This window comes from Bacillus sp. MN7755 (assembly GCF_054771475.1).
In genome coordinates, this window is the sequence record NZ_BTRL01000024.1 from 16073 (window position 1) to 42932 (window position 26860).

Genomic DNA, 26860 nt, shown 5'->3' on the forward strand with positions numbered 1-26860 from the left:
ATATTGATTCGATTTTATTTTTTTGAAAAAACCTCTTCATAAAAGAACATACATTCGTATATAATAAGAACTAACGTTCTGTTATTTAGGGGGAATAACGGTGTATGACTATTCAATATTGCCAAATCGAATTGTTTTATGTGTAGATCTTCGTAGCTTTTATGCTTCAGTCAGTTGTATCAAAATGGGCTTAGATCCACTGCACACAAAGTTAGCTGTAGTTGGTGATGTGAACAGGAGTGGTTCAATTGTATTGGCTGCAACTCCACCATTAAAAGCATTAGGCGTTAAGAAAATGGCAAGATTGTATGAAATACCACGTCGTAAAGATATCCTTGTGGTAAATCCAATTATGAGCACTTATATAAAATGCTCTAATTTCATTACTAAGTTGGCTCTACAATACGTGCCTGTCGAGGATTTCCACCAATATTCTATCGATGAGTTCTTTATGGACATTACGGATAGTATTCATTTGTTTGCTAACGATCCATATGAATTCGCATTGAAATTCAAGCGTGAAATATATGCAAAGACAAGAATTGAATGCACGATAGGGATTGGTCCTAATCCTTTAATGAGCAAGGTTGCCTTAGATGTGGAAGCAAAGAAAACAAAAGATTGCATAGCATACTGGAAGTACGAAGATGTACCCATAAAATTATGGCCAATTCAACCACTTAGTAAGTTTTGGGGGATTTCGGGTAAGACAGAAGCGAAGTTAAACCGAAAAGGAATTCATTCAATCGGAGACTTGGCACAATATCCACTCAAATATTTAAAACAGAGCTTTGGAGTCATTGGTGAAGAATTACACTTACATAGCAACGGCATTGATTTTAGCCGAATATCAAAAAAATACGTTCCAGCAACAACTTCTATTGGTAAAAGCCAAATACTTATGCGTGATTACACAATAGAGGAATTCCCAATCATTCTTCTGGAACATATCGAGGAAGTTTGTTATCGAATGCGAAGGCAAAACAAACTAGCTCAAACTATTCATTTTTCAATTGGTTACAGTAAAAATTACGCTGGTGGTTTCAGAAAAACTCACACTATGAACCGACCAACCAATTTAACAATGGATATTTATAAGATTTGTACATACTTTTTACATGAGTTTTATACTGGGGAACCCATTAGAACCATCAATGTTTCTTTAACTAACTTAATCAATGAAGGCGAAGAACAAATCTCACTATTCGATAATGTAATACAACGAGAAAAAGAAATGAAACTAACTAAAGTAATGGACGAAATACGCACTAAATTCGGAAAGAACAGTATATTAAGAGGGATTTCGTATACAAATAGTGCAACAGCAAGATACAGAAACACATTGTTAGGGGGACATAAAGCATGAGCAACGCTAATATGCCAAAAGGAAGAGGAATGGTCAAATGGACTCCATTCGCAGCGATGCCAGAGCAATTCGCTGGTATCCGTGAAATTGTTAAAGAAAAGACGAAAGTAGAACGGCCTACATTAACTCAAGATGAACAAGAACTGATTGAGAACATGCTATTATGTTCATTACTTTCTGAAGAAGAGATATTAATTACATATTACGAAGGCGGTTTTTTACTTACTAACTATATGACTGTCGTGGATATTGATCCGCTGAATAAATCTATAATTTGTACGGATGCATTTTATAATAATATGACGTTGAAATTTATCGATATTATTGATGCAAAATAAAAAGATAACCTAATAGGGCGGATTTTCTTTATTTCACATAAATATTATTATACTAATCTAAAGTTTCCGTATTTACATTTTTTTCTTTTTATCTCATAATTTTAATTGGGGAAAGGGAGGAAAAAAATGGTTCAAATCAAAGTGACACCTGAAATGCTAGAAGAAGTTGCTAAACGTGCAAATAATACCAGGATCGCATTAGAATCTATACATAATAATTTATGTAATGAAATAGATTATTTGTGTTCCCAATGGATTGGTGCATCTAATCAACAATTCGTTCAAATGTTCAATGATGCGAGACCAAAAGCTTTTACATCTATCAATTCAATTATACAAGTGGAAGAAGATTTGAAACGAATTGCCGAAAAATTCCGTAATGCGGATGATCAAGATGTTACAATGGAAGAAGGGGCAATGTGTGGTAAACTATCAACAGAGGAAAAAGATAAGTTTGACGGAGTAAAGTTTGCAAAAGATACAGTTGGTGAATTATCAGGTGTGTATGATATAGAAAGAGCGGTAGATGGTATTGATCCATCTACCGGAGAAGAACTTTCTACTACACAACGTTTTATTGCTGCAGGAACATTTATTCTTGGCTTAACACCTGTAGGGAAAATTGGAAAAGCAGCCAAAGTAGCTAAAATGGCTGATAAAGCACACGATGTATCTAAAGAAGTAAAAATGGCTGAAGATGCAAAATTACTTCAATCCGGAGGAAGAGATTATCTAACTCAATATGATGATGGTGTTCATCATGTAGAAAAAATGTATGATGAAATTAGGGCTTCAAGTAATGATGTTGCAGCAATCACTAAAAACACTGGTTGGAAAGAAGAAAGAATCAATCGTATTAAAGAACATGTTTTTATGAAAGAACATACGCTTAGTCGAGGAATAGATAGATTCGACCCTGATTATGGTATTGCAAGAGCTTGGCAGCGTTTAGAAAAAGGAATTCATCATGAAAATGATATAAAATTACTTAAACATGAATACTTTGAATCTCGATTTGAAGGAATTTTTAAAACCGATTATGTAACAGCACATCGTAAGACAGTTGATTCAGGACGACCATGGGATCCACCTGAAACTGAGCCAATGATACCTTTTGATGAGCATTTAAAAGTTCCTCTTGATAAAGTTTTTGATTAAGGAGTGTTGAGAACAATGGGGAGATATCCACTAATAGCAATTCAAAAAGAAAATGAGGATAAAGAAAATGTGATTTACAGTTTTGGTCCAGATACTGAATCTTGTATGTTAAATCCAGAGCTTTATAGTAGATGGAATTTTAAAGTTGCAAAGAATGCAACTAACCGTGTGGAAGCATTTATTTTACTAGATGATATGCCTGAGAAACATATTTCCTTGTTATATAAATGCATTCACAAAATATATGCTCACATAGAAGAAAATGGCGGTATAGAAAATATGAATAACATTGATTTCCCGGAATATTTCGAGTTTATTGTTTAATAGATATCCGCATTAAACATTAACATAATAATTATAAGAAACCGATTCTTTTGTAGGAATCGGTTTCTTTGTCATGCTGTTACTAAATTAATAGACGTTTACATAGGTCTCATTAACTGCTACATAGTATATATTTTACTTAACTTCATACCACCAACCTTTACGGTCAAGGTATTCTTTCATTGCTTTTAATTGGGTATCTGACGTTGGATCTGCTACTACGAAAGTTAATCCATCTTCTTGAAGAAGAAACGTACCTGTCATCTTCAAGGAAGAAAGTGCTCCTGCTACGTCTGGCACCTCATAAGGTGAGAACGCTCCTGTTTGGATGATATTCTGTTTATTTGGCTGAGTAGGTGCAACACTTGAGCTTGTTCCTCCACATTCTTGTCCAAAGTAAGCAAAGATTACCGCTGAAGTAATTGCGTCCACGTTCCACTTGGCCATATCTGTATCATTATCTATGAATCCAGCTTCTACAAGGAAGAATGGGCAGTTACTTGAACGAATTACTCCGATGTCTGGACGGATTTTAGCTCCACGGTCTTTCCATCCAGTACGCTTAGCGATTTCTGCTGAAATACGAGCTGCCATAGGTGCTTCTTTTGCAGAGTAGCAAAGCACTTCTACTCCGTGACCTTCTCCGTTAGATGCATTAAGATGCCAAGCGAATCCTACATCATTAGGTCTATCATTGATATTCCTAACTTGGTTACCTACGATAACATTAGCTGTGCGACCCACATCATCAGTATCATCCTCTACAGAATGACCTAGGGCGCGCAACTTGTTAATGAAATCCTTATTACACTCACGATCCATTAGATGTTCTTTACGGTCACCCCAGTTAGCTCCTGGTACAATAGCATTGTGTCCTCCATGGCTTGATACTCTCATTATTCAACCTCTCCTTTTTTCTCTACTTGTTTTTGTTTACCGCCTAGAATTTCAACTGCATTCGTTAATGCTGAAGGTAAAGGGATTCCCATACGCCCTGCATTTTCTAAAAGAGATAACAATTCATTACCAATAAAGAAAAAGATTGTAGCTTCACGAATAGCGCTATTGCTTCCGAACGCTGAATCTAACTGTGCTGCAACTCCAACCAAAAGAAAAAGCACCACCTTTTTGGCGATGCCTTTGAATCCTACTTTACTTTTTAACTCTCCGTTATATCCCGCTGCGAATACTCCTGTGATATAGTCGATAGCTGCCATGATAACTAGAACTTTCAATGTTGTATCCCATCCTCCCAAAAAGTACCCGCAAAAAGCTCCGAAGGTAGCTATAAATGTTTTCATTAATACATCAATACGATCCATCTTTTCACTCCTTTTCTAAAAATAAAAAAGCTTGCAATACGCATGCTTCGTTTTGTTATACAAGCCGTATTTTGTTCAAAATAAAAAGACCAGTTAATTAAACCTGCTCTTTGTTCTCTAAATCAGCTATTCGACTATGCAAATCAACAATTTGCTCTCCTAAATTCGGAATGACTTGCTTTATTTTATTAATTTCGTGTTCATAATCTGGTGTATCTTGTGTAGGTGCTGCAAATGCTATTGGAACTTCTGTTTCATCAAGGATTGGTGGTTTCTGATTTTTGATATCCTCGAGTTCTTTCTGAATATCAGCTAATTGCTGTTTGATTTTTTCTAACTCTGAAGGTTCTTCAGGCTTGGGTTCTTCGGGTTTCGGTTCAGTCGTTTTAACCCATTTACCATCTTTAAATAATGGGTAGTAAATCCCATCAGGACAAACCTCTAAAGTACAATTTTCAGGAATGTCAGGCCCATAACCTATAACAACATCTTCCTCGTATGGCACTTTAATAGTTTCAGACTCTACATGTTCCATTACACAATTAGGGCAGTCGTATTTACTAATTGATTCCCCATCTTCTTGAGATGGTATATAAGTACCATCCTGAATGGATTGATGTAGCTGACAAAGTTTCTCTTCAGTGACAATCTCTCTCGTTTCTTCTCGGTATAAGATTTGTTTCTCATAAATCGGTTTCTCTTCCAAGGGAATCATTTCGATGAATCGCCCTTCAGAGTTATAGCAGTATCCATAGTATTGAGTCATTTAACTTCCTCCTCTTTACGGAGTCACAAAAGTCTGAAGTATTCTGTAACGTTTTCCTTTAGTATCCAAATGGATTTCTCCGTTGAATCTAATTAATAATCTCGACATAGTTCCATCTGGTGATGCTATATCTGTAGTGAGTGAACCTATAGGACGTACTCCTTCAGGAAGTGTTGTCACTATAGGATTCGTTGAGTCGGCATTTCGAGTTACGTCCAACATTAAAGTGACAATGTTTCCTCTTCTAACGATATTCTGAACTGTCCCACTTGTAGGAGTGAAATCACTCGTGATAACTAAGTCAATTGTGGCGTCTTTGGGGGTTGAGACACTTCCGTCAGGTTTTATTCTGAATGCTTTATTCCACTCCCAATCAGCTCCACCTACTGTAGCACTAGGCACGAAAGATAACTCCCCATTACCTGACTGGTATATTCTCCAGCGAATAGCTGTAGAGCCTCCCCCTTGAATTAGCCCTGAACCGTTTGTCTCTACAAAGTTAATCCCTGAAAACTTAAGAGGGCCATCCATAGTATCCCCTGTTTTCTGAACAGTTTTATCCTTATCAGCTAACTCTTTCCATACAGACCAGTTACCAGTGTTAACCTTTGTACGGTAATACTGTTGAGGGGCACTCCATCTAGTGGCATGTTGTACCCAACTAGAAGCGTTAGCCACTTGGAAGGTCTCTATTAAGTAGTACGCTGTAGTCCCGTCTGGTGAGTTTTTCAGTTCGTTGCCAAAGTATTTACCTACAGTAGTTAAGTCGTTACAGTCTAATTTGTGACAAGGGTGAGCTTGCCCGTCATCGTTTGTTAGTTTTACATTCTGAGTAATAGAGTCATCAGAGTGTTTTACCCATCCAATCCAATTTCCATTATCAATATAATTAGTGAAGAAACCACCTTTAAAGTCTTTAGCGAGAACAAGCCCGTATCCATCTGCATTTAAAAATGAAATACCTCTCCATGAAGCCTTTGAAGGAACTGAATTGAGTACTGAACCATGGCAGTAGATAGTGTTCATCCCTGCGCCTGCATTTTTAATAATCAACAAGATGTCAGATGCTGGATCAGACGTACTTATCGTCTGAGTACCATTATCCTTGGTAATTTTCTTCATCTGAGCTGTATCTGATAATGCTACAGGGATATCGCTATAAGAAAGAGTCCCATCATCTTTTAGTTGTACATATTTCCCAGTAGTCATATTACCTAAATACGCATCTGAAGCACCGACTCCAACGACTGCTTGCTTAAGAGAATTTCCTGCATACAGTCTAGGAACTGTCAGGTTCCCAGTCATGGTATCTCCTGTTCTTTTTACTGCTCCATCCGCTTTTGCACCAGCTGCAATAATCCCATCAATATCGACACCTTCAAACTTCTTTCCTGCTTCAATTGCTTTTTGGATTACTGGAAATTCATTTGTAGATTTCATCGCCTCATCGGACATTATTGATTCATCTACTGTAAATGCGAATTTACAAGTTTCAATTACTTTGTTATTCGGAAAAGTAAATCTCAATTGTGCAATGACATTACCATAGGCAATCAGAGTTTGTGTACTTAAAACAACATAGTACTTACCTTGCATTTGATTCACATTCTGTACATCTTGAAATACTCGCTTACAATCAGGCTTTAAAAATGCAATTTGCACGCTTGTCGCTGATGAAAAATCTGTTACTACCTTATCATGAGTAACATTGATTAATAGTTTGGCAGAGTTTAAATCATTCTGGTAAAACCGGATGAGCTTTAGTTCCTCTTCTTTTACATTGAAATCCTTGTGCTGCATAGTATCAATTGTTATTTCTCTTATTTTAAGTATTTCTGCCAATTGATTTCACCTCTTTTATTATTGCGATACTTGCGTTGCTTGTTGCTGTAAATTAGTTAAACAATCAGAGCACACATTTAATGTGCCTAACTTATGCAAATGAGCATTCTTTTTGCACAACTCACAAAATGTATCTGTTTTACGCAAATAAACCTGGTCATGATCTGAGAAAACCTCAACTACATCACCAGGTTTAACACCAATATCGGCTAATTTATCTAACGGTACTTTTACTGTACCGTCTTCAGAAATCGTTACTGTTACTCCTAAATATTGATATGTCATAAATACCTCCTATAATGAAATGTTAATAAATGCCCATCCTTGTGAACCTATGTGAAGATAAGCACCCCATCCTTTACTTCCGTTCATATATTTGATAGTCCCTAAAGCGTCCGGACCATTACCAGCAATATTTACTCCTTGTGTACTTACTTGAGAATTAAATTCCACGAAGCTACTAGTATTGAATGTTATTCCGTTTGTTCCCCTTATAAATAAACGATTTCCGGATAAAATGTCCGCACTACCAGAAGCTTCTAAACGGATAAGACTTGCAAAAGTACTTACCTGTCGGAATGAACGAAAATCTATTCCCATTTCACCCGTAATTGTTGTCTTATTGTCTCCAAATAGATGAGTATTTCCATTTGAATTGAGGTAAAGCGTACTTGGATAATACGTATCGCCGGGAGCTGTTTCCCCTTTTGCAATTCCTATACTTCCCGTATAATAACTTCCAAGATTTTGTTGTGAGATTGTTAATGTTCCATCAGAAAATCTACTAGTATCAATATTCTCATGAAGTAAAATTGTAGGTTGCATTCTTCCATTTTTATTCCAGTAATAACCAAAATACATTCGTGTTAAATTTGATTCCATTAAGCGTATAAATTGTTTTTCGATTTGAACGTAGTTAGATCCACTATCAGTACGCAGTGTAGAACCTTTAATTTCTCCTGCTAAAATCCGTTCTGCAACAATACCTCTGCCTGTAATCGCGTTCCTAAAGGTCATTCCTCCATCAGTGCTTACACCTAATCCAGCACTATTCAAAACTACAACATAATTGGGATTGTTCTTATCCTTCGCAATTAACCCTTGTGGCGTGATATCCAATTCACTTGTTACGCCTAAAATCATACTCGTGATATTTGCAACCTCTTCTGCCATCGCATTGATTGGGAGCTTTTCTCGCCCCTCTATCAAATCATTAATTGTTTTAGCGGCATGATCTAAATTAGACTGATACCTTTTGGTAATGTCTTGATTCCCAAAGGTTAATTGAATATCCAGTATATTACCACGCCAATCACGTAATACACTCCGATTTACAACACGTACTTCTGCATCCAACCCAATTCTTTCATCAATAAGAAATACCCGATCACCAAGTCCACTCTGAGCAATCGGGTATTTCTGTTTCGTTAAATCGTGTATATCAGCAGTTACGCTAATTTTTAAACTTTCATTCACAATCTTTTTTAAACTGCTTTCCATTGTTGCATTTAATTTTATACGACCGTCTTTTAAAGGTGGAGCGTGACGCACTCCGATTCCAGGGATACTTGCAAGTGGTGATATATACTCACGAATCAATTTAGCACCTTGCCATCCATCTTCTTCTGTAAAATCACCATAACCTTTAGCGTATGTCCAAAACCCTGATGCATCAACTTCTTGAACTATATTAGAAGCATTCAATCTATGGCGGTACATGACGTTTAAGTCAAATCCTATTTGAGGTTCAATTGTTACAACCTTTCCGAGCACCTTAAATTCTGCCCCATAACGATTCAATGCATCTTTAAACATTTCAAGTCGGGTAGACCCACCACCAAATCCTTCCCATTGTAATGAGTTGTAACTTCCATTCAATTGATAAACATAGCCAATTCCACTAAAAATAGTTGCAAAACAAGCATTCGCAGTAAAAGATTGATTATATTCTTCATACACACGGCCACTGTCGAAGTCATCATAAAATTTCGGTACCGCTTTAATCTCAGCAGTTAACGTTTGCCCTTCACCCTGCTTCTTTAGGTAAACAACTTTGTATTCCGTTTCATTATCATCGACTAAAGTCCACATTTCTGAGAGTCTATTAAGAAATGTTAAATTCACTTTATTGGGTGGTATCTTTGCAGAAAACACACAATTCCCATTTAATTCTTCTTCAATTAAATAAGTTGTTTGTGTGATATACTCTATATTTTCTAGATCACGTACGTACATATCAAATCACCTCACTTGTAGTAAAACCTAAAATCAAATTCTATTGTTGCTGAGGTGCAATTAAACACTTCTAAGGCATTCCACCCTGGTACAAGCTCAATGAAATCTTTTTTTGTATTCCTTAAAAAAGATAACCCGTTTCTACCTATATTCGGGCCTGAGTAAATAATGGTGTCTGTAATATATAAAGCTGACGTTATTGTTGCTGTGCTAAAATTTGTATGATTCTTAAGCATAAATCCCGCTGTACTACCTGCTACGTCACTAATTGTTATTTTTAATTCTTGTTCAAAAGGATGAACTGGAATGTTACCAGGATTGAAAATTTGAAATCGCTGCCCTGATATGGCTTTATGTTTATATATCCTTGACGCAGGATTACTGATAATGCCCATACCTGCTCCCCATAATCCACTCCCTGGGCTAATTCCATCTCGTTGAATATCTGATGACTTACCAATCGATTCAGCAAATGGCAAGTCTGCTGTTTCAAATTCCAATTCACCAAATCCATATTTGAGTTGCTGATCTATATCGAATGTAGAGGAGATATTTACTTTATATCGTTTGCCACTAACAATTAGATTATCTCCATTTTGATACTCTAATCGTCGTAATTCGCGAATATAGAAAGGTTCTGTACTGAGTATCATTTCAAATAGTTTATCTCGCGTTATTGCTACATCTAGTAAATCCTGCGCTTTAAAATAAAAGGGTACGGTTATAGTCCTTACCCCATAAGTAGATCCTGTGCTAATTCTTCCGTTCGCTCCCTCTACATCTATATAGGTAGGACGCATTTCAATCGATCCCACACGGAAGTCCTGCGCCTGAACGTTTATGTCAGATAGTTTCATAGTTTGTCCATTTATTCTTGTGATTTGTACGTCCATTAGAAATACCTCCTTACTGTGTTTTCGACTGCATTCCCTTCATTTACATGAGGCCGTACAATACGCCCTACTGTTTCACCTTCCATAACAACTTGTAGATTATCTAATTTGTCACCTAGATTTTTAACTGCAGATGCCACTAATCTAGTATCATTTTGACTTGCGACATTAGCTGATTGGGAGTTAATCATTGCTTGTTGCCCGAAATCTGACGATGAACTAACACCAGTTACATACGACGGGGCATTGTAACTTCCTGAAATTGAAGGAATCACAGGAGCTACTACATTACCAGGAAGAATATCACCCATCTGAATTGAATTTGTCAAACTTGAAAATCCATCTTTAACAGCAGATGCCATATCTAACGCAGTACGTACTAGAGGGTTTATCATACTATCCATTCCCTGATCTAAACCTTGACCTACGTATACCCCTATATCTCTCATCACACGTGAAGGAGAGTGGATACGGAAGAATCCGGTAATAGTATCTTTTATGGAACGACCAATATTAAAAACCTGGTCTATAAGTTTATTAGCATAACTGTAAATACCATTAATAAGACCAGAAATCATTTGTTGGCCAATCGTGAAAAAGTAACTTACAAAACGCTGGACTGTATTTACTGCTTGCCCTAGTACCCACCCAATAGCCGAAACCACGTTATTCATTTTATTTTGTATTCCGCCTATAATAGCGTCCCAAATTCCAACAAAGAAATTTTTGAACATACCGCCCCAACTTTGCGCTAGACGGGTTATAGTTTCTAATTTTGAACCGAAGAATACATATAAATCTGCAAGGGCATCATTCCAAATTTTCTTTATATCTCCCCAAAATTTACCGAATAACCGACCTATGTCATTTCCAAATTTACCAAGCCACTTTAGGACTCTCCCAGCACCCCATAATTGCAGGTAACCCCAAATCGCTTCTAGTGCTCCGAACCAAATTTCCTTAACCCCTTCCCACACTCCAGCCCAATCGCCGGTAAAAAGGGATGAAAAAACTTTCACAATTCCAAGTATAACTTTTAGAATTCCTTGTATAAAATCACGTATCGCTTCTAGCGTTCCAATCACAATCTCTTTAATAATCGGCCACGCAAATTGGAAAACTGCGACTATAATCGGCATTACCGATTTTATTATTTCACTCGCTACAGACCAACAATCGGAAAAGGCTTGTTTTATCTGACTTCCGTTTTCTAGCCAAAACTGGGCTATTTGGGTTCCAATTGCAGTCATGAAGGACCAGATTTCGCTTATTGCCTGCTTGATAGACGATACAGTATTAACAACCGTTGTAATTGTTTCCTGATTCATCCCTAACGATTTTAATAATGCTGTTCCGTTTTCTTCATCACCTGCGAACAACGTAAAAATGCCTTGCATGAATACTGCAAAGCCTGAAAAAACTTGTTTAATTGTTTCAATTACCCCTCGAACTGTTTCACCAAATGATATGATCGCTCTAGTATTCTCTGGTGACATTCCTAGTGAAGTGAGCATACTAGCTGCACCATCACTATTTCCTTGTAAAACTTGCCAAAACGCTTTAAAAACGGTTATCACGTTATTTACTGCGTTCCTAAATGGTTCTATATTTTTATAAGCATAAGTAAACCCTAAAGCTAAGCCTGTTATCGCAGCTGCTAGCGCCCATGCTACAGGACTCGCCATGGCTAACACCATTACTGCCGGTTTAATAATCATCCATAAAGCAGCAAACGCTGCTCTATACCCTTTTAATAATCCCATTCCTGCACCTAATGGCAGCAATAGGAGTGTTAAGGCTGGAACTAGCATCATTGTCCCTTGGATGAATTTCGCTAAAGTAGGATGCGCTTCATTAAATGCGATGACCATTTTCGCCATTGTATTAACAAAATTATAAATAGGTATCATTAAAGCAGCAAACGCATCCCTCATTGGCTGTAACGCTTCAGTAAGTGACTCCATCATGTCTTTATATGCTTTTGCGTATTTAGGGTTCATCTCCATATTAGCTTTATGCAATTTGCCATAAAACATAACTGCTCCAGCACCAACGACTAAAAACGCTTGTCCCATTCCCATAACAGATTGGTTAATAATACGAATTTGATCATTTAACTGCTTCATATTCGCAGTAGGTCCAAGAAATTCTAAAGCTAACTGAGCAGCACTACTTCTATTCGCCAATCGTTCCATTGCATTCGTTGCTGCTAAAGCACCTCTAGAAACGTTGTATAATGGATTACCCATACGTTGTAAGTTACCTTGTAGTTTACTTGATGTTGTAGACATATTGTTCAACATACCGATGGTTTGCAAAATACTAGCTTGTTTCATTCTGTCTAGTTTCATAATTTCATCATTCGCGGCTTTTTCTGCTTTACCAATTCTGTTAACTTGAGCAATTAAATCCTGGGCACTACCAGAGTATGTTGCCATGCTCATAGCAGCATCTAAATAAGCGAGTTTAGTTCGTTTTAACTCTTCAATATGAGGCTGCATAGCTTCTCGTTGTTCGTATTTCATTTGCCTTAATCGACGACTATATTCACTGTTAGCATTACCCATATTTTCAATACTACGTCGATATTCTCTAGAGCTTCGACTGGTTGATGTGACAAAATCATTCATTTCACGACGCATCTGTTGAATCTCGCGACGCATTTGATTAGTTTCAGCCCTAAACTGAACAACTAATTCTTCTTGTGTGGCCAAATTTCTCCCTCCTTTCTAATTGAAGTTGAGAGTTTGTAAGAACTGCATATGCTCTTGCGCTTTCTTCATTTTTTCTTCTATCGTTAAATCTTGATTATTTTCTCCATTCAACTTATTTCGGTCAAATAGATCAGATGGTTTTAATTTCTTTTTAGGGTCATGATGATAGGCTACACGCATCATAAGTGCAAACACGCTATTTGTTTGCAACTCATCAAGGTGTTGCTCATTCCGACCTATCATCAAATTTTCGAATTCACGAGGAGTAAGCTCCATAACCTCGCTAGGCAATAATTTTAAATATCTAAACCCATCTTGTTGAACTTTGTCTAGGTCCTCGCGAGTAAATTCTCTTATTCTTCGACCTTCCCGAACATTTCCTCTACCATTTCCATCATCTCTGGGTTCTCCGCTGCTTCTGGATTCTTGGCTAGATACTGCTTCTTCATTTGTTGTCTCAACTTTTTTGTTGTCTTTTGGTAGAAAGTACTTTCTGCTACCACCTCATTTAAAAGTGCTTCAATGAATTCTTGAGAGATTTTCCCCTCTTCAAATTGTTTTTCGATGTTCTCCATGACTTTATCGCGTGTAAATCCTTCTTTTGTATGCATTAATCCAAAGTAGATAGCATCGACAAACAACTCTAAATCTCCTTGCATACAAGCCATTACAACTTCATTTGAACCGCCCTCATATTTTTTATTTAATTCATAGATGTTCCCAAAAGTAAGTTTTAATTCGTATTCCTTTTTATCGATTTCAAAACGCATTTATATCAATCTCCTTTTAATTGGATGTTGTTTTCAAATTTAAAGAGGACGGTAAAAACCGCCCTTTACTGACCTGCACCTTTAGGAATTTCTGTGAGTGTTTCTGTTCTTACAGATCCGGATAATTTTACTTCCACTGAATAAGAAACAAATTCACCGTTAGATGAAGAACGTTCAAAAGAAGTAATCATATAGTTACCAGCTTCTGCTTCTTTCGTTCTCATATTAATTTCATAAATCTCCATATATTCACCATTTCTAATGGCAGCCTTAACAGCAGGATAATACGGGTCGCCTTCCGCTAACGTACAAGAGAACGAACGAGTTTCTTTTCTTTTTCCATAATCGGAATATGATCTATCTTTAGACTCTGCTTCAATTTCATCAGCTTCAATATTATGAGAGTCTTCAGTTTGGTCAAATGGCCTTACTAATACAGATTGATTAGTCTGATCCTTTATTTTGGCAGCGATAATAAACTCATCACCACGGTACATTTTGTTCTTAACTGTTCCAGGTGTTTCAGCCATATATTTCACACTCCTTCATTTACATAGGCTTGTTGATATTCAAAAATCATTGTTAGTTGCGCAGAGCCAACTCCACTTGGAGCAGTTGTTACTCTCCGAAAATATATCGTTTCAATCGATTCACTACCATCTTCATTTCGCAGATGTACTGTGTAACCGTTACTTCTGATTTTATTAGCAACCTTTTCTGCTTCTAGCATTGCCTTATCTATCGCTGCATTAAAAAACCTTACTACCATTGTGTATAGTAAGGTGTAATGATCTTTTGAAGTTTTATCATCATTTATAGATAAAATCGGATAATATACCGATGGAATAACTAGTTCTTCTGGAACTTGATCATGATAAGCGAATGTATTGGCAGGTAAACTGTCGTATACAAAAGCTTTCATGGAGCCATGTATTTGCTCATACATAATTATCTCGCTCCATTCTGTACCCATTGCTTAAATTGGCGGTCAAATGAACGTTGAAACATGCGTTCATAAATAGCAACTGCATTATCCCAGTAGGGACGGCCTTCTATGAATTTAGCAGTTAGCATCATTCCTGTTGGTGCATGTGGGTCATATTCAAAATTATGTCCTTCCCATCTACCAGGAACGAACCTTCTCACCTGCTGCCACCCATCATTTTGGAGCCTTGCGTAGCTCAAATTACTGCCAATCTCTAATGTTAATCCACCATCGGAGGAACGCCATACATTTCCGTCTGCACCTTTATCAAAGCTATTTAATAGACGGCGAGTATCGACTACTGCTAATGAAATGATTTGATTTTGAACCTCTTCTAGAAATTGAAATCCGCTAGCTTCAAGCCATAAAGCAACGTTCCGATCTAATCCGCTTGCCATACGATTCAACTTTGCACTGAACTCACGAAATCCCCTAGTTGTTATTTGGCTAGCCATGGCTCACTCTTCCTCTCCGCAGTGGCCTTTATATGTGAAACCTCACCAGTAAGTGGATGTACTACTGGAAATGGATTGCGTATATAGTAAACGACACTAGTATTCTTCTTGATTACCTTGTCATTATGTTTTATATCTGTACCAGGCATAAATAACACTCGTGTATGCTGTTCATTTAACTGGTTCGGCGCAGATTGTATTGCAGTAGGTCTAGCAACTGCCATATTCTCTGCAAAGTAGCAGCTTTGTTCTGCTATATCAGGAGTATCATGATATAAATAAACCTCTTCTCCTGGTTGCCCATACTTCCCGGGCTTTGTTTCCTTCTGTAAATGGTAAATAGCACATTCATGGACCATCATCCCTTGCAGTGACATTATATAGCCCTCATTTTGAATGTGATTTTATTTTTACCTTTATGATCCATAAATTTTTGCAAAAGGTATAATACAAAAGGTTTTGTGATACTGGAACTATCCTTTGTATAGGAGTAATCACCGCTACCAATACTTTCAGACTTAATACCTTTCATCGCAGTTGTATCGGCGTTTGTATAAGCATAATACTGAGCTAATTTCTTGCATGCTAACTTCACTTCTGCCGGAACTTCAGGATATTTCGTTTTATCACTAAAATCTATTTTAGAGAGATTATAAATCTCTGTATCTGCTTCAAGTATGTCCTGCTCCAATAGAGGAACAGGACGTTTCTTGACTTCAGGTAGTACAGTATAATCTATTAATTCTTGAGCAGTAATAAGTGCCATACTTATCACTCCTCTCCTTTAGATTTACTACTGTCTTTTCGAACTTCAAATTGTTCATTACCATTTAGATAATCATAGGTTTTCTTTGTAACCTTCTCTTCTTGGTCCAATAAAAAAAGACGTTCATGGACGTCATATGTTTTACCAACAATTAATTTAACGTAATAATTCAAAAGTCATCACTCCTTAACTTTGATAACTTTTGCAACTGCATCTTCCTCTTCAAACTTCACATCAACCTTCGCAGTTAAAACAATAATGAATTTACGAGCGCGGATATCCTTATCTACCTCAATTCGAATATTACGGCTCATACCTGTCACAATATTTTTAGGCGGCGTTAATAAAATATCAGATACAGTATTTTCTCCCTCATTATATGGTTGTAACATAGCAATTCCCTCTACTGGAACCCCATAAGCAGAAGCTAAACCACCTTGAAGTGAAACATCCCCTAAGTTAGTTTGTCGCATCGCTACTTGGTCTTTCCATTCAATTTCTAAACCATGCGATGTGTAAAACTTCCAGTCTTTAGGGTTACGTAAGTACTTAGCAGGAACAGCTTTATAGGCTTTCTTAAATACATCTTTAGTAAATGCACCTGCAGCACAATCTACAACATGCGAAGTTGCTTGTTTGCGAAGCCCATCTAATAAAGCTAAATATGAATCTGTCGACGCTATATCACCATTCAAAATTAGCTCTTCGATATCTAATGCAGCACGATCTGCTATCATCTGCATGATAGTATTTTGAAGATTACCGCCCTCAATATTGTTTTCCAATGTATCATAGGTAATATGCACTTCCGCAATTACTTCTTTAGCATTTAACGTAATTGTGCTAGTTGATGGAGCAGAGCGATCAGAGTCTTTTAAAGGTACACCTTCAATACCAGGGCGGAGAATACGGGAACCAAATCCGATTTTTTCAATTTTAAGTGTGTCTGAGGCCATTTGAACAAAACGCGAGTCCTTTAGAATAGTAGGAGAATTTTGCACCATACGTAAGAATGTATCAGCTTGTTCAGGATTCATTAAACCACCACTAGCTAATGTGGCAAGAGTAACGTCCGCTTTTTCAATAATTGTTTTGTTATTAAGTGTCATATATATTTTCCTCCTTCAGGCTTACAGTAAGCCATTCCATACAGACTTTTTTACTTCTGCTTTCTCGACAACATCAGTATCTTGCTGATTACTAATACCTTGAGATTTCTTTAATGCTTCAATCTCTTCACGTAAAGGAGCGGTAGCGGCTTCAACAGCTTTTTCCACCTTAATATCTTCTTCTGTTTTTTCCTCGTCGAGATTAAGGTGTTTCTTAACAGTAGCTAACTCTTCCTTGATTGGGCCAACAGCCTTTTCTACTGCTGAAGTTAATGTTTTTTCTAATTGTTCTTGGTTAAACTCCATATTGTTTCCCTCACTCTCTGCGCCTTCCGTTGAAGGTGTGACGCGTGTTTTTAGATTTGTTAATGACTCAATAGCAGCGTCGATATCTCCCATGTTTGGAACACTGATTTTCTTACCTGCTTTCTCTACTTCTTCAGCAAGAGATACAACAGGTTTTTCCTCCCATACCTTTACAACTGCTTCTGTGTCCTTCAATTCATTGATAATCTCAACAAATTCAAGTGCGGCTGCTTCAATACGATCTAAGTCGATAGCATCAGCAGTAGGAGCATTCCATAACGATTGATAGAAAGTATCTTCTAGTGCAGAGAAAGAGGCGTTAACATCACGGCGATGTTTATTCTGGTTAAATTTATCTCTAACCTCGCCTTTTTCAACTTTCTCTCCACTAAAAAAGCCCTTCATCAATTGGAAGAAGGACTTAAATTGCTTCTCTTCAGTTTTAGTTACTTCTTCTTCAACCACTTCTGTTTCTGCGACTCCTGCAAGGGAATATCCTTTATAGTCTCCCTTTTGGATAGATTCCCACACTTCCTCAGTTGCCTTAGTAACAAGCACCCATGTTCCTTTTGTTATTACCTCACCGTTCACTTCCATATCAGCAGGAGCGATATATGATTCAACTACTTCACCAACTCCTGCTTGGAAATCATGGTCCTTATCAATCTGTCGATATTTGAGCATGAACTCATGAGCAGCTTTCTCGATAGTCACTTCGTCAGCGAAATCGTTATGACTATCAAGAACACCCGGTTCATAAACAATTCCATATACTAAGCGTTTTTCTTCATCATTTGATTTAATAATACGCACTTCTTTTTCAAAGTTCGGTTCTTTATCTGATTTAGTCAAAAAGAATTCTCGTTTATTTGCACCTGCATTTACATAAGAAACGTGTGAGACTTGTAGATTCTTCAATTTCCGCTTTGTCATCTGTTCTATTCACCTCCTTTCAAATATGAATCAGCATAGTTTTAGACATCTTCATTTCCTACTCAACTCCTTCAAAGTTTCTTCCCTAATCTTCTGCTTCTCTTCTTCAGATAGCCCTAATATGTTGTTATCTACTGAAGGAGACATAACACATTTGCAGTTAACTCTTTCTTTAGCAGATAGAGAACTATCTCGAGGAAACATACATCTCTCACCAGATCCAGGCAGTTCAAATTCTTCCTCTACCGGAACCGTTGTACCGTCATACGCCACATGATTGTCACGCGATTGGTTATTCTTTGCACCGCTATGGCGCCACTTCTTACCCGTAACCGCAGGGGATTGGCAATATGATTCAAATTGAGAAGCGGAACATGCTGCAAGGACTTCGGTCTGCGCTGTCCTCTTCGCTCTTTTACGGTCGAATTCCGGAAGCTTTGCAAGCTCTCTTGCTATTTCACTAATACCTTTCCCATTCTCTAATCCTTCGTTTAAAATCCGCTCTACTGCTTTGTGGGAGTTAACCTTCATAATCTTTCCTAATTCATCCGCCCAACTGTCAATCCACTTTGTAGTACGTTTTGAGAAGATATTAAATTGAATATCTGGGTCAATCGCATCCATAAAAGCTGTTGTCATGTCCTTCATTGTATAATCAAGAAACTTCCTTGCTGCTTTGCTCAGGCTTTTAGCAAAGGTATCCGCCCCAAATAGGCTACTAGTGACAAAGTCAATAATGTCCTTTATCTTGATCCCCTTCTCCACAGCATCTTTTTTCGTATAGTTCTTAATTCCATCGACAAGGTACTTCTTCTGTTTCCAAAGCAGTTTAGCAATTTCTTTTTCAAATTCCTCAACGTATCCTGGTAACATGTCAAATACTGCTAGATCAGTAGGCAATGAAGCTACGAAATCATCCGTATCAGCCTTTGCAATCCATTCATTAAGAGAAACTAATAGCTTATCAATCTTCTGCATTTTGCATCGACTCCAGTAAGTCACGTAGATCTTTCATTACATTGACTAGTTCCTCATTTGAATTGCTATCAGCTGACTTCTGTAGAGTTTCTCCTAATCCTTTTTGCCAACCACTTACTTTACGATGTCTTTCTAAAACTAAAGCAACTGGTTGATCTGCTTCAGGAATATCATAATCAGAGAACTCTTTGTTTAGCATATTACCAGCGATATTACGTATATCTCGGAATGTTAAACCGCCCTTATCAGCCAGTACCTCAACGGTTTTAACCATATCTTCCGTGTTACTAATTTCTGACTTACGTAGGTTCACATATACGTGTTTTAATCCATATGGAAGCAAAAGAACGTTATTAATGATGAACTCTAAGCTGTTACGCTCAGGTTCAAACACCTGCTCTTCTGTAATCTCACGCACAGATTCAGCAGTTGCTCTGTTAAAGTCTCTAATGTAACCAACATATACATCTGGCAAACGGAATGCTGATTGTACCTTTTGGCGTGATTTCTCATCGTATTCAAGGAATAAGGCATCATTTTGCAATACATCCGCTAGTGATTTCAACTCTATATCAATGTTTGGCTGTGTATCACCAACTACACCTTCATCTGCATTTTCAACTTGCAATAAGAGATATTTATGTTGATTATCTTCACCTTCGACATTTGAAACATAATCGGTAAGAGCAGCTTCGCTTTCTTCTGATAAAATGCCATTCTTCAGCAATATAGCCATTGGAATATGCCTACCTTGTTTGAAATAGCGAAGGTTTAATTCTTCTGCCTTTCTAGCCCCTACCATGTGTACAACATGCGATACCCAACGCGGAATGCCATATGGTCCATTACCAATCTTCAAATGAATGACTTCGGTAGCGTTTTTCTCTCCTAACGAAACATCGGAAAACTCACCAGTCTTTTTATTTAAGAAACGCGGATCGCCAAACTCTTTGAAATAAGTATCTACTGATCCTACTCGTTGTACATAGCGACGGAACCTTTTCTTTCTTTTGACTTCTTTTCCGTTAATTAAGTATGTAACTTCTTGGGGGTTATCATCTTTACGAGTCACTCGCATGTACTGCGGTAACATATTTATTAATTCAGCAGGCTTTCCTTCTAAATTACGAATCGCTTCAATATAACCATTGCCAGTCGTCTCTTTATCATCAATGCCCGTTTCAAGAATCTCCTTGAATGGCTTTTCGAAGCTAAATAACGGAATAATTTCAGTATCAACTAACGTCCACTCCGCCCTCATTTCAGGAGTTTCTTTGTTATCATCTTGCTTATACTTCATTTCATGACCAAACCCAGCTATATTACGCTTGTACGCATCAATACATTGCCCAAGAATCGTACTATTTTCTCTAATCTGCTGTAGGTCTTCTATTCTATAAGGTGGTTCAATGATTTCATTTACAGCATACTTCTCATTTTCACTCTCTTGCTGGCGGGATAGTACCTGAGCACTTGTTCCCGCCGCCTTAATTACTTTGGCACTAACTTTCCTTTTATTCATCATTAAGCTGCTTCACCTCTTTTCTTTTTCTTCTTTTTACGCAGTCCGTAAATAATTGTATTAACAAAGTATCTTGTTTCGTCCATATGGTGATCATTCTCTTTCAGTGGCTTATCTTCACCACGTTCAACTGATTTCTCATCCCATATATAAGAAGCGAATTCTTTAAATGTTTCGTTACAGCAATCGTTAAAATAAATAATGCCCGTGTTAAGCGCAACACCGACATTACCAATACCCTCTTTAACATTATTTCGGGCCTTATATACTTTTTGTTTGTTCCTAACTAGCAAAGCTATAAATGAAGCAGCGGACGGGTCAACTACTGTACCACGGATTGGCAAATCCCCTACAAATCCCTCAAAGTCTTCGTAGTATTCCTGATCTGTTTTCTGCTTTTCTGTTTCTCTACCGCTATAACGGTACTCTTTCACCTTGTACCATACTTCTTCACCTTTTTCGATGCACTTACCCCACAATCCATATACCATGGCGTTCTGCGTACCATAGTCACAAGAGACAAAGTATTCAACGTACTCCCTTTGAATCGTAGGAACTTTATGCTTATTTTCATCAAACATATCGAATATAAGTCCAGAAGCAGCTGCCCATTCACCTTTGATATATCTACGATAGAATACGCCACTATACATGCGATGATATCTTCTTTTCGTCTTCTCATCTAATGACAAATTATCATCCATGGAGAATTTAAGGTGCAGTAGATTCTTTTCTTTCTTTTGATCCAACCACTTCTCTTTAAACCAGTGATACGGGCCTGCCGGATTACAGTTGAACCACATTTTTGAACCAGTTACAGACAAACGGCCTGTTGCTTGGTTAACGAAACTTTGTACCATAAGTGCCACTTCATCAAAAAACATGCCAGCGGCAGTGATTCCTTGGATCAAATCCTGGGAACTTTCATCTTTACCACCAAAAATATAAAAGAAGTTTGTTACGCTATCTTTAGTAATGGTAAGCATATTCTCACTTCTATGATCTTTAACCCTATACCCGCGTGACTTCAGCATCTTTTTAAGTGGCGTTATAACGTTACGACGGTGTGATCCAATCGTTTTACCACACATACCAAAGTTCTCGCCTTCAAATGATTCCATTGCCCACATAACATAGGAAAGAGCCATTGATACAGTTTTACCTGCACGGATAGAACCATCACAAATAATCCCGTCATAATTTTTAACGGGACTGTTAGGTTTCCACCAGGTCAATACCTTCAGTTGCTTCTTGGAGAATGGTTTAAATTTGAATGGAGCAGGTTTCTTTTTACGCTTCGGAATCGTCGTCATGGTCATCCCACACTTCCTCTACCTTGCCTTCTAGCGCCTCTTTGAAACCATCATCTTCGTATTCTTCACCATCTTCGCCTTTAATACGAGCGGTATCAGCTTTTGTTTTCTCTATGTCAGCTTTCAGTTTATCTAACTCTAATCTTCTCTTATCATCAACACTCGCTAACCTATCGAATCTTTCTATCAGCTGCGATAATGTAGTCATTGCCCGCGATTGTGCATTTAAGAAGGTAGCATGTTTATCCCAAGCGAATTGAATTTCCCATTCTTCTTCGAATCCACTTTCAGTAACCTTATTCTTTCGTAGTTCTTTCGTTGTATCTTCTTGATATTTAACAAACATCAATCTTTGCGCTCTAATAATAGCCGTATACTGAATCGTTATGTTTTCCCATAACATATCAATCGGATTCTTCTCCATGATCTCAGCAGCTAAGTCAGCCACATCTTCTGGAAAGTGTTTTCGAAAGAATCCATGCGTCATAGCGTTATGGTTCCCTTTTGGCGGACCATGACCTACTGCATTCTTGTTCCCATACTTAGGGTTCCTGTTACCCAAATTACCCACTGCATTCTTATTCCCAATGGGTGCACCTGTTTTCTTCGTTTGGGTGCATCCTTTTTCATCTTTTGGGTGCACCCCTTTTCGATTCCAACCATGCCTTTTTCTCCAGGACTTAATTGTATTAATACTGACTTCGTATTTCTCAGCAAGTTCCTTATACTTCATACCTTGCATGTAATCTTCTTGAGCTAACTCGTGTTTTTGTTTCACTTCATATCACCCACCACCTTCTATATTAATAGGAAGAAACTCGTTATAACTCCTCCTCATGGTAATCCCTAATTTAGTCTTGAAATTCTCTAAAACACGATGTATTATATTTTTGTGTTTTTCTCAGTTCCCAAGCCGAGAATACATCATCACTTATGAAAGGACCCGAACTCCAGCGGGTTCTTTCTTTTATTCCTCCCCTTGTAAATCTATTTATTTAAATGTAAAATTATAAATAAGTTCTAAAAATTCGAATCGAGGTGAAAATCATGAGAAGTTTTGGCTCATTAATGATTTCTACTGTCTGCTCAGTACTTCTTGTAATTTGGAATGCCTATGAATTCTATAACGGATTCACAACAGGGCGCACATACTACTGGATTAATGGCATCGGAGCTGTTATCTTCCTTCTATTCTTTATCCTCAACATGCGAGATTTCAAAAAGAAAAACTACAGAACCTCATAACAATAGGAGTTGATACATATGTGGAAAAAAATTAATAATTATAAGTTTCATCTAAAAGATTTGAAATTTATGACTTGGCTATTTCCAATTGTCGGTTTGTTATATGCCTATGAATTCTTCTCTGGGCTAATGTACCACCAAGAGGTTCGTTGGCTTAAGTTAATATGCATGGCAATAATAATTATAGGATTTATGGATATTAGAAAAAAGCTTAAAAACAAAGATTATAGAGTGGCTTAAATCACCAAACACTCTTGAACTCATTTTCGAATCATTGTATTATATTTTCGGGTCTTACTTCATAAATCATTATCAAGAGAATCTGCAGGTTTGCAGGTTCTTTTTGCAAAATAAAAAGCATCCACTACGTGAAAACTTCATGTTATTATGATTCAGTTGTTTAAAATCAGATTGATATGTAGGTGAAACGAATGGAAAATAAAGAACCAGAACAAAAATACGATTTAAGCAAAATATACACATACGAAGAACATCCTGATAAAATCAGCGGTCGCTGTGATAATTGCGGCAATTCCGCATTCAAAAGTTCCATTAAAAATTTCATCTTCTTAAGAGAATGCCGTCATTGTGGTATGAAGAAAATCATCTAGCCCCTAGGTAGGGAGTTTTCCTTTATAAAATAAAAAGCAGCTATTAGGCTACTTAAGGTTTGTCTTATCACCAAATAAAATGATATATATATTCTCCCGTTATACTTTCATCAACTCCTGCAACTCTAGCAAATCTCATCAAGTCAGCCCCCTGAAGGAAATACATTGTTAGCATAATTGGCACCCGTGACCACATAAACCGATAAAGCTCATCCACCCTTTGCTTAGTCGTAACGATTAAATCATTCGCAGGTCCATTAATCCATGCAGTTGTCCTAACTGAAGTAAACGGAAGATCTTTCCCATTAACCACTATCCTCGCCATAATATGTGTTATATCCACATCGATCCCTCATTCCAAGAACCAAATCTGTTTTCCATATTTACATAAGTATTCAACGCTATAAGAAATGTTTAAAATGCTTCTTTATAAAATAATAAAGCAGCGGATTCGCTACTTTATTATTTACATAACTCCCTTTTCTTTCGCTCTTTCATAAAGAACCGTGCGACTTACACCAGTAACTTCACATATCTTTTTTACTGTAAACTTATTCGTCTCTCGGTTCGCAAGCAAATCTAAAGCATGTTCCATATTAGGATTATCATCGTCATATTTCTTAGGGCGCCCTTTATAAACACCACGTTCTTTGGCTAGTTCAATACCCTCTCTTTGTCGCATTCGAATTAAGTCACGCTCTAACTGATTAACACCAGCCATGACAGTAAGTAGGAAAGTGCTGTATGGATTTTCACTTGTTGTATCTAACCAAGTATCTTTTATCGATTTAATCGATGCACCTTTTCCTTTAATTGTTTCTATAAGCTTGAATAAATCTTGAGTACTCCTACTAATTCGAGTTAAATCAGTAACAACGACTACATCACTTTCACGTAAATTATCCAACATGCGTAGTAATTCTGGTCTATCAGTTGTTGCCCCACTTGTTTTCTCCTCAAATACATAATCACACCCATAATCATTTAACTGTTTGAGTTGTCTTGCTAAGTTTTGTTCCTGTGTAGATACACGAGCATACCCAAGAATCATCTAATGTCTCCCCTTCGTCCGTATAAGTGTCCGGAAATTAACTATAAGCCAATAATACCATTACTTTTCCGTACATGTAAACAGGACAATAAAGCACTTGTAAAACAAGGATTTAAATTATGTCTAAAATGTGAACAAAACAAATCCTAAAAGAGTAGACCTAATTAGGACATCATTTTATTCCTTGTGTTCGTTTGTTTTGTTAGATGTTCAATCAAATTGAAACGGTATCCTTCGAGTTAATAAGTACTAATAAAAACATAATAAAAAAGAGTGCGATTAAGATATGCACTCTTTCAAAAGATTTTACCAATCTCGATGTTCACCATGATCATGATCACGATCGCGGTCATGATCACGTCTACGACGACACTCATCACAATCGCAATCGCGTCTACAATGACAGTCATTAAAATCGTTTCTTCTGCGTCTACGACCGCATCCGCAAAATACTAAATCATCCCAAAATCTATTACAATCTCGAGAATGTCCAAAATTATTATTCCATCCCATAGATATGATTCCCTCCTCTAAAAATAGAATTCATCATATTCTATGAATAAAAGGTGAAAACAGCTTGTTTACTAGTCTATGTTTTAGAGTAATTATATTTCAATTTGAAAGTCTATCTCATCTCTCAATTTCCAACCGTTATGTTCATTTGTTTTTTTAAATAGGCTAATCTATCAATTATATTAAATCCGTTAATCAAACTATTACATATTAACGATTCACACATATACTATAGTAGATTACTAGAAAGGAGGCGTAACCATGGATAGTTGCGTTGTGTTTGTAAATGGACAACCTTTTTTAGTTCTCTCAGTAGCTGGTATTGAAATTGCTAGATTAGAGATTTCTCTTCAAGTAGCATTGGCTCTAAGAGTGCTTGGAATACCAATCTGCGATTAATTACCACATCAAAAAAAGAGGGCATTAGCTCTCTTTTTTATTTTCCTCTTATCTTTTCTTAACAACGAAGAAGACACCACCAGATCACGGCAGCGCCTACGATAATTGCTATTGGTTTAATCATCCATAATTCCATCCAATTCATGGTTACTATTCTAAATAGACCAACGATATATTATAATCCTTTATATACCCAAGGAGGTTTATCATGCTCGGCTTTCATAAAAAACTACCCATCTTAGGATTCTTTTTGTTTTTATACGGTTTCATCGGTATTATCTTTTTATTACTATTCCTTAATGTGTAGGAACAAAACGTATAAATATATGTTTAATATGTAATTTTTATATAACAAAGAAAAAAGCATCCATAATGGATGCTTAATGTATACTAATATTAATATTGAATAGCTTCATTGATAGACTTTCTAGAACAATAAATATACTAGCTGAAACTGATCTATATCCGATATTCTTTCCTGTAACATTAATAGTAATCTCCGTTAAATGGGTTGGCACATCATCTTTTTCAAAAATTTTATCTTCAACCTTTTCAACTATTGCTACATTATCCACTTCTTTAAAAGTTTTTAGCAATTTTGTTTCTAATAAAGTAAAATCAAAATTTTCATCTTTAACCACAGCAAATTTAATCTTCATTTTTCTTTCCCCATTTTTAACTAATTAATATTAAAACATCAATATAATTATATATACTTTTATTAAATAATACAAAAAATATTTTATCAATTTGCCCCTAGTTAACCAATCTAATAGAGAGAAATAAAAACAAAAGGATGAAGTTCCTCTTCCAAGGTCAAGATCACTCTCAACCTTCTCCAAACCACCGCATCATATAATTTTCTAGCCCTTATTAGCTACGCACTTTATGTTCGGTGGTTAGGAGAAGACCAAGAATCTTCTCGTTTATACTCCGTAGAGCTGGC

General features: G+C 36.9%; 34 protein-coding genes. 8 read left to right on the plus strand and 26 right to left on the minus strand.

Features of this window, described 5'->3' with window-relative positions; translation table 11 throughout:
• The first annotated feature begins 100 nt into the window (after positions 1–100).
• From ACYVEC_RS23940 to ACYVEC_RS23955, 4 genes are all read left to right on the plus strand, one after another.
• The gene (locus ACYVEC_RS23940) at positions 101–1366 is read left to right on the plus strand and encodes a Y-family DNA polymerase (protein ID WP_460508658.1); all 1266 of its coding nucleotides are present in this window, start codon (positions 101–103) and stop codon (positions 1364–1366) included.
• Entirely contained in the window at positions 1363–1704 is a 342-nt protein-coding gene (locus tag ACYVEC_RS23945; RefSeq protein WP_063222632.1) for a YolD-like family protein, read from the plus strand. Before ACYVEC_RS23940 ends, ACYVEC_RS23945 begins: the two co-directional genes overlap by 4 nt.
• 126 nt (positions 1705–1830) lie before the next feature.
• Complete coding sequence (locus ACYVEC_RS23950) at positions 1831–2862, plus strand: WXG100 family type VII secretion target (RefSeq protein WP_275719384.1); 1032 nt, start codon at positions 1831–1833, stop codon at positions 2860–2862.
• Positions 2863–2877: 15 nt separating this feature from the next.
• A complete protein-coding gene (locus ACYVEC_RS23955; protein WP_063222550.1) occupies positions 2878–3186 on the plus strand; it encodes a hypothetical protein in 309 nt (102 codons plus the stop codon).
• Between the two features lie 135 nt (positions 3187–3321).
• Here ACYVEC_RS23955 and ACYVEC_RS23960 read toward each other — a convergent pair whose 3' ends face one another.
• From ACYVEC_RS23960 to terS, 22 genes are all read right to left on the minus strand, one after another.
• Entirely contained in the window at positions 3322–4083 is a 762-nt protein-coding gene (locus ACYVEC_RS23960; RefSeq protein ID WP_063222551.1) for an N-acetylmuramoyl-L-alanine amidase C-terminal domain-containing protein, read from the minus strand.
• Positions 4083–4508, minus strand: a complete 426-nt coding sequence (locus ACYVEC_RS23965) for a phage holin family protein (protein ID WP_000373907.1) — start codon at positions 4506–4508, stop codon at positions 4083–4085. The genes ACYVEC_RS23960 and ACYVEC_RS23965 overlap by 1 nt, the downstream gene beginning before the upstream one ends.
• Before the next feature lie 97 nt (positions 4509–4605).
• Positions 4606–5274 carry a hypothetical protein gene (locus ACYVEC_RS23970; RefSeq protein WP_098555562.1) on the minus strand — a complete coding sequence of 223 codons (669 nt, stop codon included), beginning with the start codon at positions 5272–5274 and terminating at the stop codon, positions 4606–4608.
• 15 nt (positions 5275–5289) lie between these two features.
• The gene (locus ACYVEC_RS23975; protein ID WP_460508665.1) at positions 5290–7116 is read right to left on the minus strand and encodes a BppU family phage baseplate upper protein; all 1827 of its coding nucleotides are present in this window, start codon (positions 7114–7116) and stop codon (positions 5290–5292) included.
• A gap of 18 nt (positions 7117–7134) precedes the next feature.
• Complete coding sequence (locus ACYVEC_RS23980; protein WP_098555561.1) at positions 7135–7401, minus strand: AbrB/MazE/SpoVT family DNA-binding domain-containing protein; 267 nt, start codon at positions 7399–7401, stop codon at positions 7135–7137.
• Positions 7402–7410: 9 nt separating this feature from the next.
• Positions 7411–9351 (minus strand): phage tail protein, encoded by a 1941-nt coding sequence (locus tag ACYVEC_RS23985; protein WP_460508669.1) that lies wholly within the window; start codon positions 9349–9351, stop codon positions 7411–7413.
• A gap of 11 nt (positions 9352–9362) precedes the next feature.
• Positions 9363–10244 (minus strand): phage tail domain-containing protein, encoded by an 882-nt coding sequence (locus tag ACYVEC_RS23990; RefSeq protein WP_336448413.1) that lies wholly within the window; start codon positions 10242–10244, stop codon positions 9363–9365.
• Positions 10244–12958: a phage tail protein gene (locus ACYVEC_RS23995; RefSeq protein WP_460508673.1), complete on the minus strand. Its 2715-nt coding sequence runs from the start codon at positions 12956–12958 to the stop codon at positions 10244–10246. Before ACYVEC_RS23995 ends, ACYVEC_RS23990 begins: the two co-directional genes overlap by 1 nt.
• A 15-nt stretch (positions 12959–12973) precedes the next feature.
• Positions 12974–13234: a hypothetical protein gene (locus ACYVEC_RS24000; RefSeq protein ID WP_460508676.1), complete on the minus strand. Its 261-nt coding sequence runs from the start codon at positions 13232–13234 to the stop codon at positions 12974–12976.
• Between the two features lie 77 nt (positions 13235–13311).
• Positions 13312–13728 (minus strand): tail assembly chaperone, encoded by a 417-nt coding sequence (locus tag ACYVEC_RS24005; protein ID WP_063222559.1) that lies wholly within the window; start codon positions 13726–13728, stop codon positions 13312–13314.
• Between the two features lie 65 nt (positions 13729–13793).
• Positions 13794–14258, minus strand: coding sequence for a phage major tail protein, TP901-1 family (locus ACYVEC_RS24010; RefSeq protein ID WP_063222560.1), 465 nt, complete (start codon positions 14256–14258; stop codon positions 13794–13796).
• 5 nt (positions 14259–14263) lie between these two features.
• Positions 14264–14674 (minus strand): hypothetical protein, encoded by a 411-nt coding sequence (locus ACYVEC_RS24015; RefSeq protein WP_460508681.1) that lies wholly within the window; start codon positions 14672–14674, stop codon positions 14264–14266.
• Positions 14675–14676: 2 nt separating this feature from the next.
• Positions 14677–15168: an HK97 gp10 family phage protein gene (locus ACYVEC_RS24020; RefSeq protein ID WP_098555553.1), complete on the minus strand. Its 492-nt coding sequence runs from the start codon at positions 15166–15168 to the stop codon at positions 14677–14679.
• Positions 15153–15545 (minus strand): DUF3599 family protein, encoded by a 393-nt coding sequence (locus ACYVEC_RS24025; RefSeq protein WP_460508684.1) that lies wholly within the window; start codon positions 15543–15545, stop codon positions 15153–15155. The genes ACYVEC_RS24020 and ACYVEC_RS24025 overlap by 16 nt, the downstream gene beginning before the upstream one ends.
• Positions 15545–15934, minus strand: coding sequence for a protein YqbG (gene yqbG / locus ACYVEC_RS24030; RefSeq protein ID WP_460508687.1), 390 nt, complete (start codon positions 15932–15934; stop codon positions 15545–15547). Before yqbG ends, ACYVEC_RS24025 begins: the two co-directional genes overlap by 1 nt.
• 5 nt (positions 15935–15939) lie before the next feature.
• The gene (locus tag ACYVEC_RS24035; RefSeq protein ID WP_080468447.1) at positions 15940–16107 is read right to left on the minus strand and encodes a YqbF domain-containing protein; all 168 of its coding nucleotides are present in this window, start codon (positions 16105–16107) and stop codon (positions 15940–15942) included.
• A 6-nt stretch (positions 16108–16113) separates the two neighbouring features.
• Positions 16114–17043, minus strand: coding sequence for a phage major capsid protein (locus ACYVEC_RS24040; RefSeq protein ID WP_431114052.1), 930 nt, complete (start codon positions 17041–17043; stop codon positions 16114–16116).
• A 21-nt stretch (positions 17044–17064) separates the two neighbouring features.
• Complete coding sequence (locus ACYVEC_RS24045; RefSeq protein WP_431114051.1) at positions 17065–18282, minus strand: XkdF-like putative serine protease domain-containing protein; 1218 nt, start codon at positions 18280–18282, stop codon at positions 17065–17067.
• 51 nt (positions 18283–18333) lie between these two features.
• Entirely contained in the window at positions 18334–19260 is a 927-nt protein-coding gene (locus ACYVEC_RS24050) for a phage minor head protein (protein ID WP_460508692.1), read from the minus strand.
• Positions 19247–20785, minus strand: a complete 1539-nt coding sequence (locus tag ACYVEC_RS24055; RefSeq protein WP_460508694.1) for a phage portal protein — start codon at positions 20783–20785, stop codon at positions 19247–19249. The genes ACYVEC_RS24050 and ACYVEC_RS24055 overlap by 14 nt, the downstream gene beginning before the upstream one ends.
• Entirely contained in the window at positions 20785–22101 is a 1317-nt protein-coding gene (locus ACYVEC_RS24060) for a PBSX family phage terminase large subunit (RefSeq protein WP_460508697.1), read from the minus strand. The genes ACYVEC_RS24055 and ACYVEC_RS24060 overlap by 1 nt, the downstream gene beginning before the upstream one ends.
• Positions 22073–22873: a phage terminase small subunit gene (gene terS / locus ACYVEC_RS24065; RefSeq protein ID WP_199678057.1), complete on the minus strand. Its 801-nt coding sequence runs from the start codon at positions 22871–22873 to the stop codon at positions 22073–22075. Before terS ends, ACYVEC_RS24060 begins: the two co-directional genes overlap by 29 nt.
• 269 nt (positions 22874–23142) lie before the next feature.
• Between terS and ACYVEC_RS24070 the strand changes: the two genes are divergently transcribed.
• The 3 genes from ACYVEC_RS24070 to ACYVEC_RS24080 all read left to right on the plus strand — a co-directional run bounded on the left by ACYVEC_RS24070 (position 23143) and on the right by ACYVEC_RS24080 (position 23951).
• Positions 23143–23340: a hypothetical protein gene (locus tag ACYVEC_RS24070; RefSeq protein WP_025967175.1), complete on the plus strand. Its 198-nt coding sequence runs from the start codon at positions 23143–23145 to the stop codon at positions 23338–23340.
• An 18-nt stretch (positions 23341–23358) separates the two neighbouring features.
• Positions 23359–23580, plus strand: coding sequence for a hypothetical protein (locus ACYVEC_RS24075; RefSeq protein WP_460508702.1), 222 nt, complete (start codon positions 23359–23361; stop codon positions 23578–23580).
• A 191-nt stretch (positions 23581–23771) separates the two neighbouring features.
• A complete protein-coding gene (locus tag ACYVEC_RS24080; RefSeq protein ID WP_080468448.1) occupies positions 23772–23951 on the plus strand; it encodes a hypothetical protein in 180 nt (59 codons plus the stop codon).
• Positions 23952–24018: 67 nt separating this feature from the next.
• Here the strand turns inward: ACYVEC_RS24080 and ACYVEC_RS24085 are convergent, their stop codons facing one another.
• The 3 genes from ACYVEC_RS24085 to ACYVEC_RS24095 form a co-directional block, all read right to left on the minus strand.
• Positions 24019–24276 carry a hypothetical protein gene (locus ACYVEC_RS24085; protein ID WP_206772742.1) on the minus strand — a complete coding sequence of 86 codons (258 nt, stop codon included), beginning with the start codon at positions 24274–24276 and terminating at the stop codon, positions 24019–24021.
• A gap of 141 nt (positions 24277–24417) precedes the next feature.
• The gene (locus tag ACYVEC_RS24090) at positions 24418–25002 is read right to left on the minus strand and encodes a recombinase family protein (protein ID WP_097851695.1); all 585 of its coding nucleotides are present in this window, start codon (positions 25000–25002) and stop codon (positions 24418–24420) included.
• A 306-nt stretch (positions 25003–25308) separates the two neighbouring features.
• Positions 25309–25515, minus strand: a complete 207-nt coding sequence (locus ACYVEC_RS24095; RefSeq protein WP_063222574.1) for a hypothetical protein — start codon at positions 25513–25515, stop codon at positions 25309–25311.
• Positions 25516–25776: 261 nt separating this feature from the next.
• Between ACYVEC_RS24095 and ACYVEC_RS24100 the strand changes: the two genes are divergently transcribed.
• Positions 25777–25914 (plus strand): DUF3956 domain-containing protein, encoded by a 138-nt coding sequence (locus ACYVEC_RS24100; RefSeq protein ID WP_000376554.1) that lies wholly within the window; start codon positions 25777–25779, stop codon positions 25912–25914.
• 380 nt (positions 25915–26294) lie between these two features.
• Here the strand turns inward: ACYVEC_RS24100 and ACYVEC_RS24105 are convergent, their stop codons facing one another.
• Positions 26295–26573 (minus strand): hypothetical protein, encoded by a 279-nt coding sequence (locus ACYVEC_RS24105; RefSeq protein ID WP_063222575.1) that lies wholly within the window; start codon positions 26571–26573, stop codon positions 26295–26297.
• Between the last annotated feature and the right edge of the window lie 287 nt (positions 26574–26860).

Coding starts and splice junctions, on each gene's coding strand:
- ACYVEC_RS23965 (WP_000373907.1), bottom strand. CDS start 4,508: ATGGATCGTATTGATGTATTAATGAAAACATTTATAGCTACCTTCGGA.
- ACYVEC_RS24105 (WP_063222575.1), bottom strand. CDS start 26,573: ATGAAGATTAAATTTGCTGTGGTTAAAGATGAAAATTTTGATTTTACT.
- ACYVEC_RS24050 (WP_460508692.1), bottom strand. CDS start 19,260: ATGCAGAAGATTGATAAGCTATTAGTTTCTCTTAATGAATGGATTGCA.
- ACYVEC_RS23950 (WP_275719384.1), top strand. CDS start 1,831: ATGGTTCAAATCAAAGTGACACCTGAAATGCTAGAAGAAGTTGCTAAA.
- ACYVEC_RS24025 (WP_460508684.1), bottom strand. CDS start 15,545: ATGTCACTGCAAGGGATGATGGTCCATGAATGTGCTATTTACCATTTA.
- ACYVEC_RS24085 (WP_206772742.1), bottom strand. CDS start 24,276: ATGGCGAGGATAGTGGTTAATGGGAAAGATCTTCCGTTTACTTCAGTT.
- ACYVEC_RS23990 (WP_336448413.1), bottom strand. CDS start 10,244: ATGGACGTACAAATCACAAGAATAAATGGACAAACTATGAAACTATCT.
- ACYVEC_RS24060 (WP_460508697.1), bottom strand. CDS start 22,101: ATGACCATGACGACGATTCCGAAGCGTAAAAAGAAACCTGCTCCATTC.
- ACYVEC_RS23955 (WP_063222550.1), top strand. CDS start 2,878: ATGGGGAGATATCCACTAATAGCAATTCAAAAAGAAAATGAGGATAAA.
- ACYVEC_RS24040 (WP_431114052.1), bottom strand. CDS start 17,043: ATGACACTTAATAACAAAACAATTATTGAAAAAGCGGACGTTACTCTT.
- ACYVEC_RS24020 (WP_098555553.1), bottom strand. CDS start 15,168: ATGGCTAGCCAAATAACAACTAGGGGATTTCGTGAGTTCAGTGCAAAG.
- yqbG (WP_460508687.1), bottom strand. CDS start 15,934: ATGGCACTTATTACTGCTCAAGAATTAATAGATTATACTGTACTACCT.
- ACYVEC_RS24000 (WP_460508676.1), bottom strand. CDS start 13,234: ATGGAGCTTACTCCTCGTGAATTCGAAAATTTGATGATAGGTCGGAAT.
- ACYVEC_RS24055 (WP_460508694.1), bottom strand. CDS start 20,785: ATGATGAATAAAAGGAAAGTTAGTGCCAAAGTAATTAAGGCGGCGGGA.
- ACYVEC_RS24045 (WP_431114051.1), bottom strand. CDS start 18,282: ATGACAAAGCGGAAATTGAAGAATCTACAAGTCTCACACGTTTCTTAT.
- ACYVEC_RS24080 (WP_080468448.1), top strand. CDS start 23,772: ATGGAAAATAAAGAACCAGAACAAAAATACGATTTAAGCAAAATATAC.
- ACYVEC_RS23970 (WP_098555562.1), bottom strand. CDS start 5,274: ATGACTCAATACTATGGATACTGCTATAACTCTGAAGGGCGATTCATC.
- ACYVEC_RS23945 (WP_063222632.1), top strand. CDS start 1,363: ATGAGCAACGCTAATATGCCAAAAGGAAGAGGAATGGTCAAATGGACT.
- ACYVEC_RS24015 (WP_460508681.1), bottom strand. CDS start 14,674: ATGTATGAGCAAATACATGGCTCCATGAAAGCTTTTGTATACGACAGT.
- ACYVEC_RS23960 (WP_063222551.1), bottom strand. CDS start 4,083: ATGAGAGTATCAAGCCATGGAGGACACAATGCTATTGTACCAGGAGCT.
- ACYVEC_RS24070 (WP_025967175.1), top strand. CDS start 23,143: ATGAGAAGTTTTGGCTCATTAATGATTTCTACTGTCTGCTCAGTACTT.
- ACYVEC_RS23985 (WP_460508669.1), bottom strand. CDS start 9,351: ATGTACGTACGTGATCTAGAAAATATAGAGTATATCACACAAACAACT.
- ACYVEC_RS24010 (WP_063222560.1), bottom strand. CDS start 14,258: ATGGCTGAAACACCTGGAACAGTTAAGAACAAAATGTACCGTGGTGAT.
- ACYVEC_RS24100 (WP_000376554.1), top strand. CDS start 25,777: ATGGATAGTTGCGTTGTGTTTGTAAATGGACAACCTTTTTTAGTTCTC.
- ACYVEC_RS24005 (WP_063222559.1), bottom strand. CDS start 13,728: ATGCGTTTTGAAATCGATAAAAAGGAATACGAATTAAAACTTACTTTT.
- ACYVEC_RS24090 (WP_097851695.1), bottom strand. CDS start 25,002: ATGATTCTTGGGTATGCTCGTGTATCTACACAGGAACAAAACTTAGCA.
- ACYVEC_RS23980 (WP_098555561.1), bottom strand. CDS start 7,401: ATGACATATCAATATTTAGGAGTAACAGTAACGATTTCTGAAGACGGT.
- ACYVEC_RS24075 (WP_460508702.1), top strand. CDS start 23,359: ATGTGGAAAAAAATTAATAATTATAAGTTTCATCTAAAAGATTTGAAA.
- ACYVEC_RS24095 (WP_063222574.1), bottom strand. CDS start 25,515: ATGGGATGGAATAATAATTTTGGACATTCTCGAGATTGTAATAGATTT.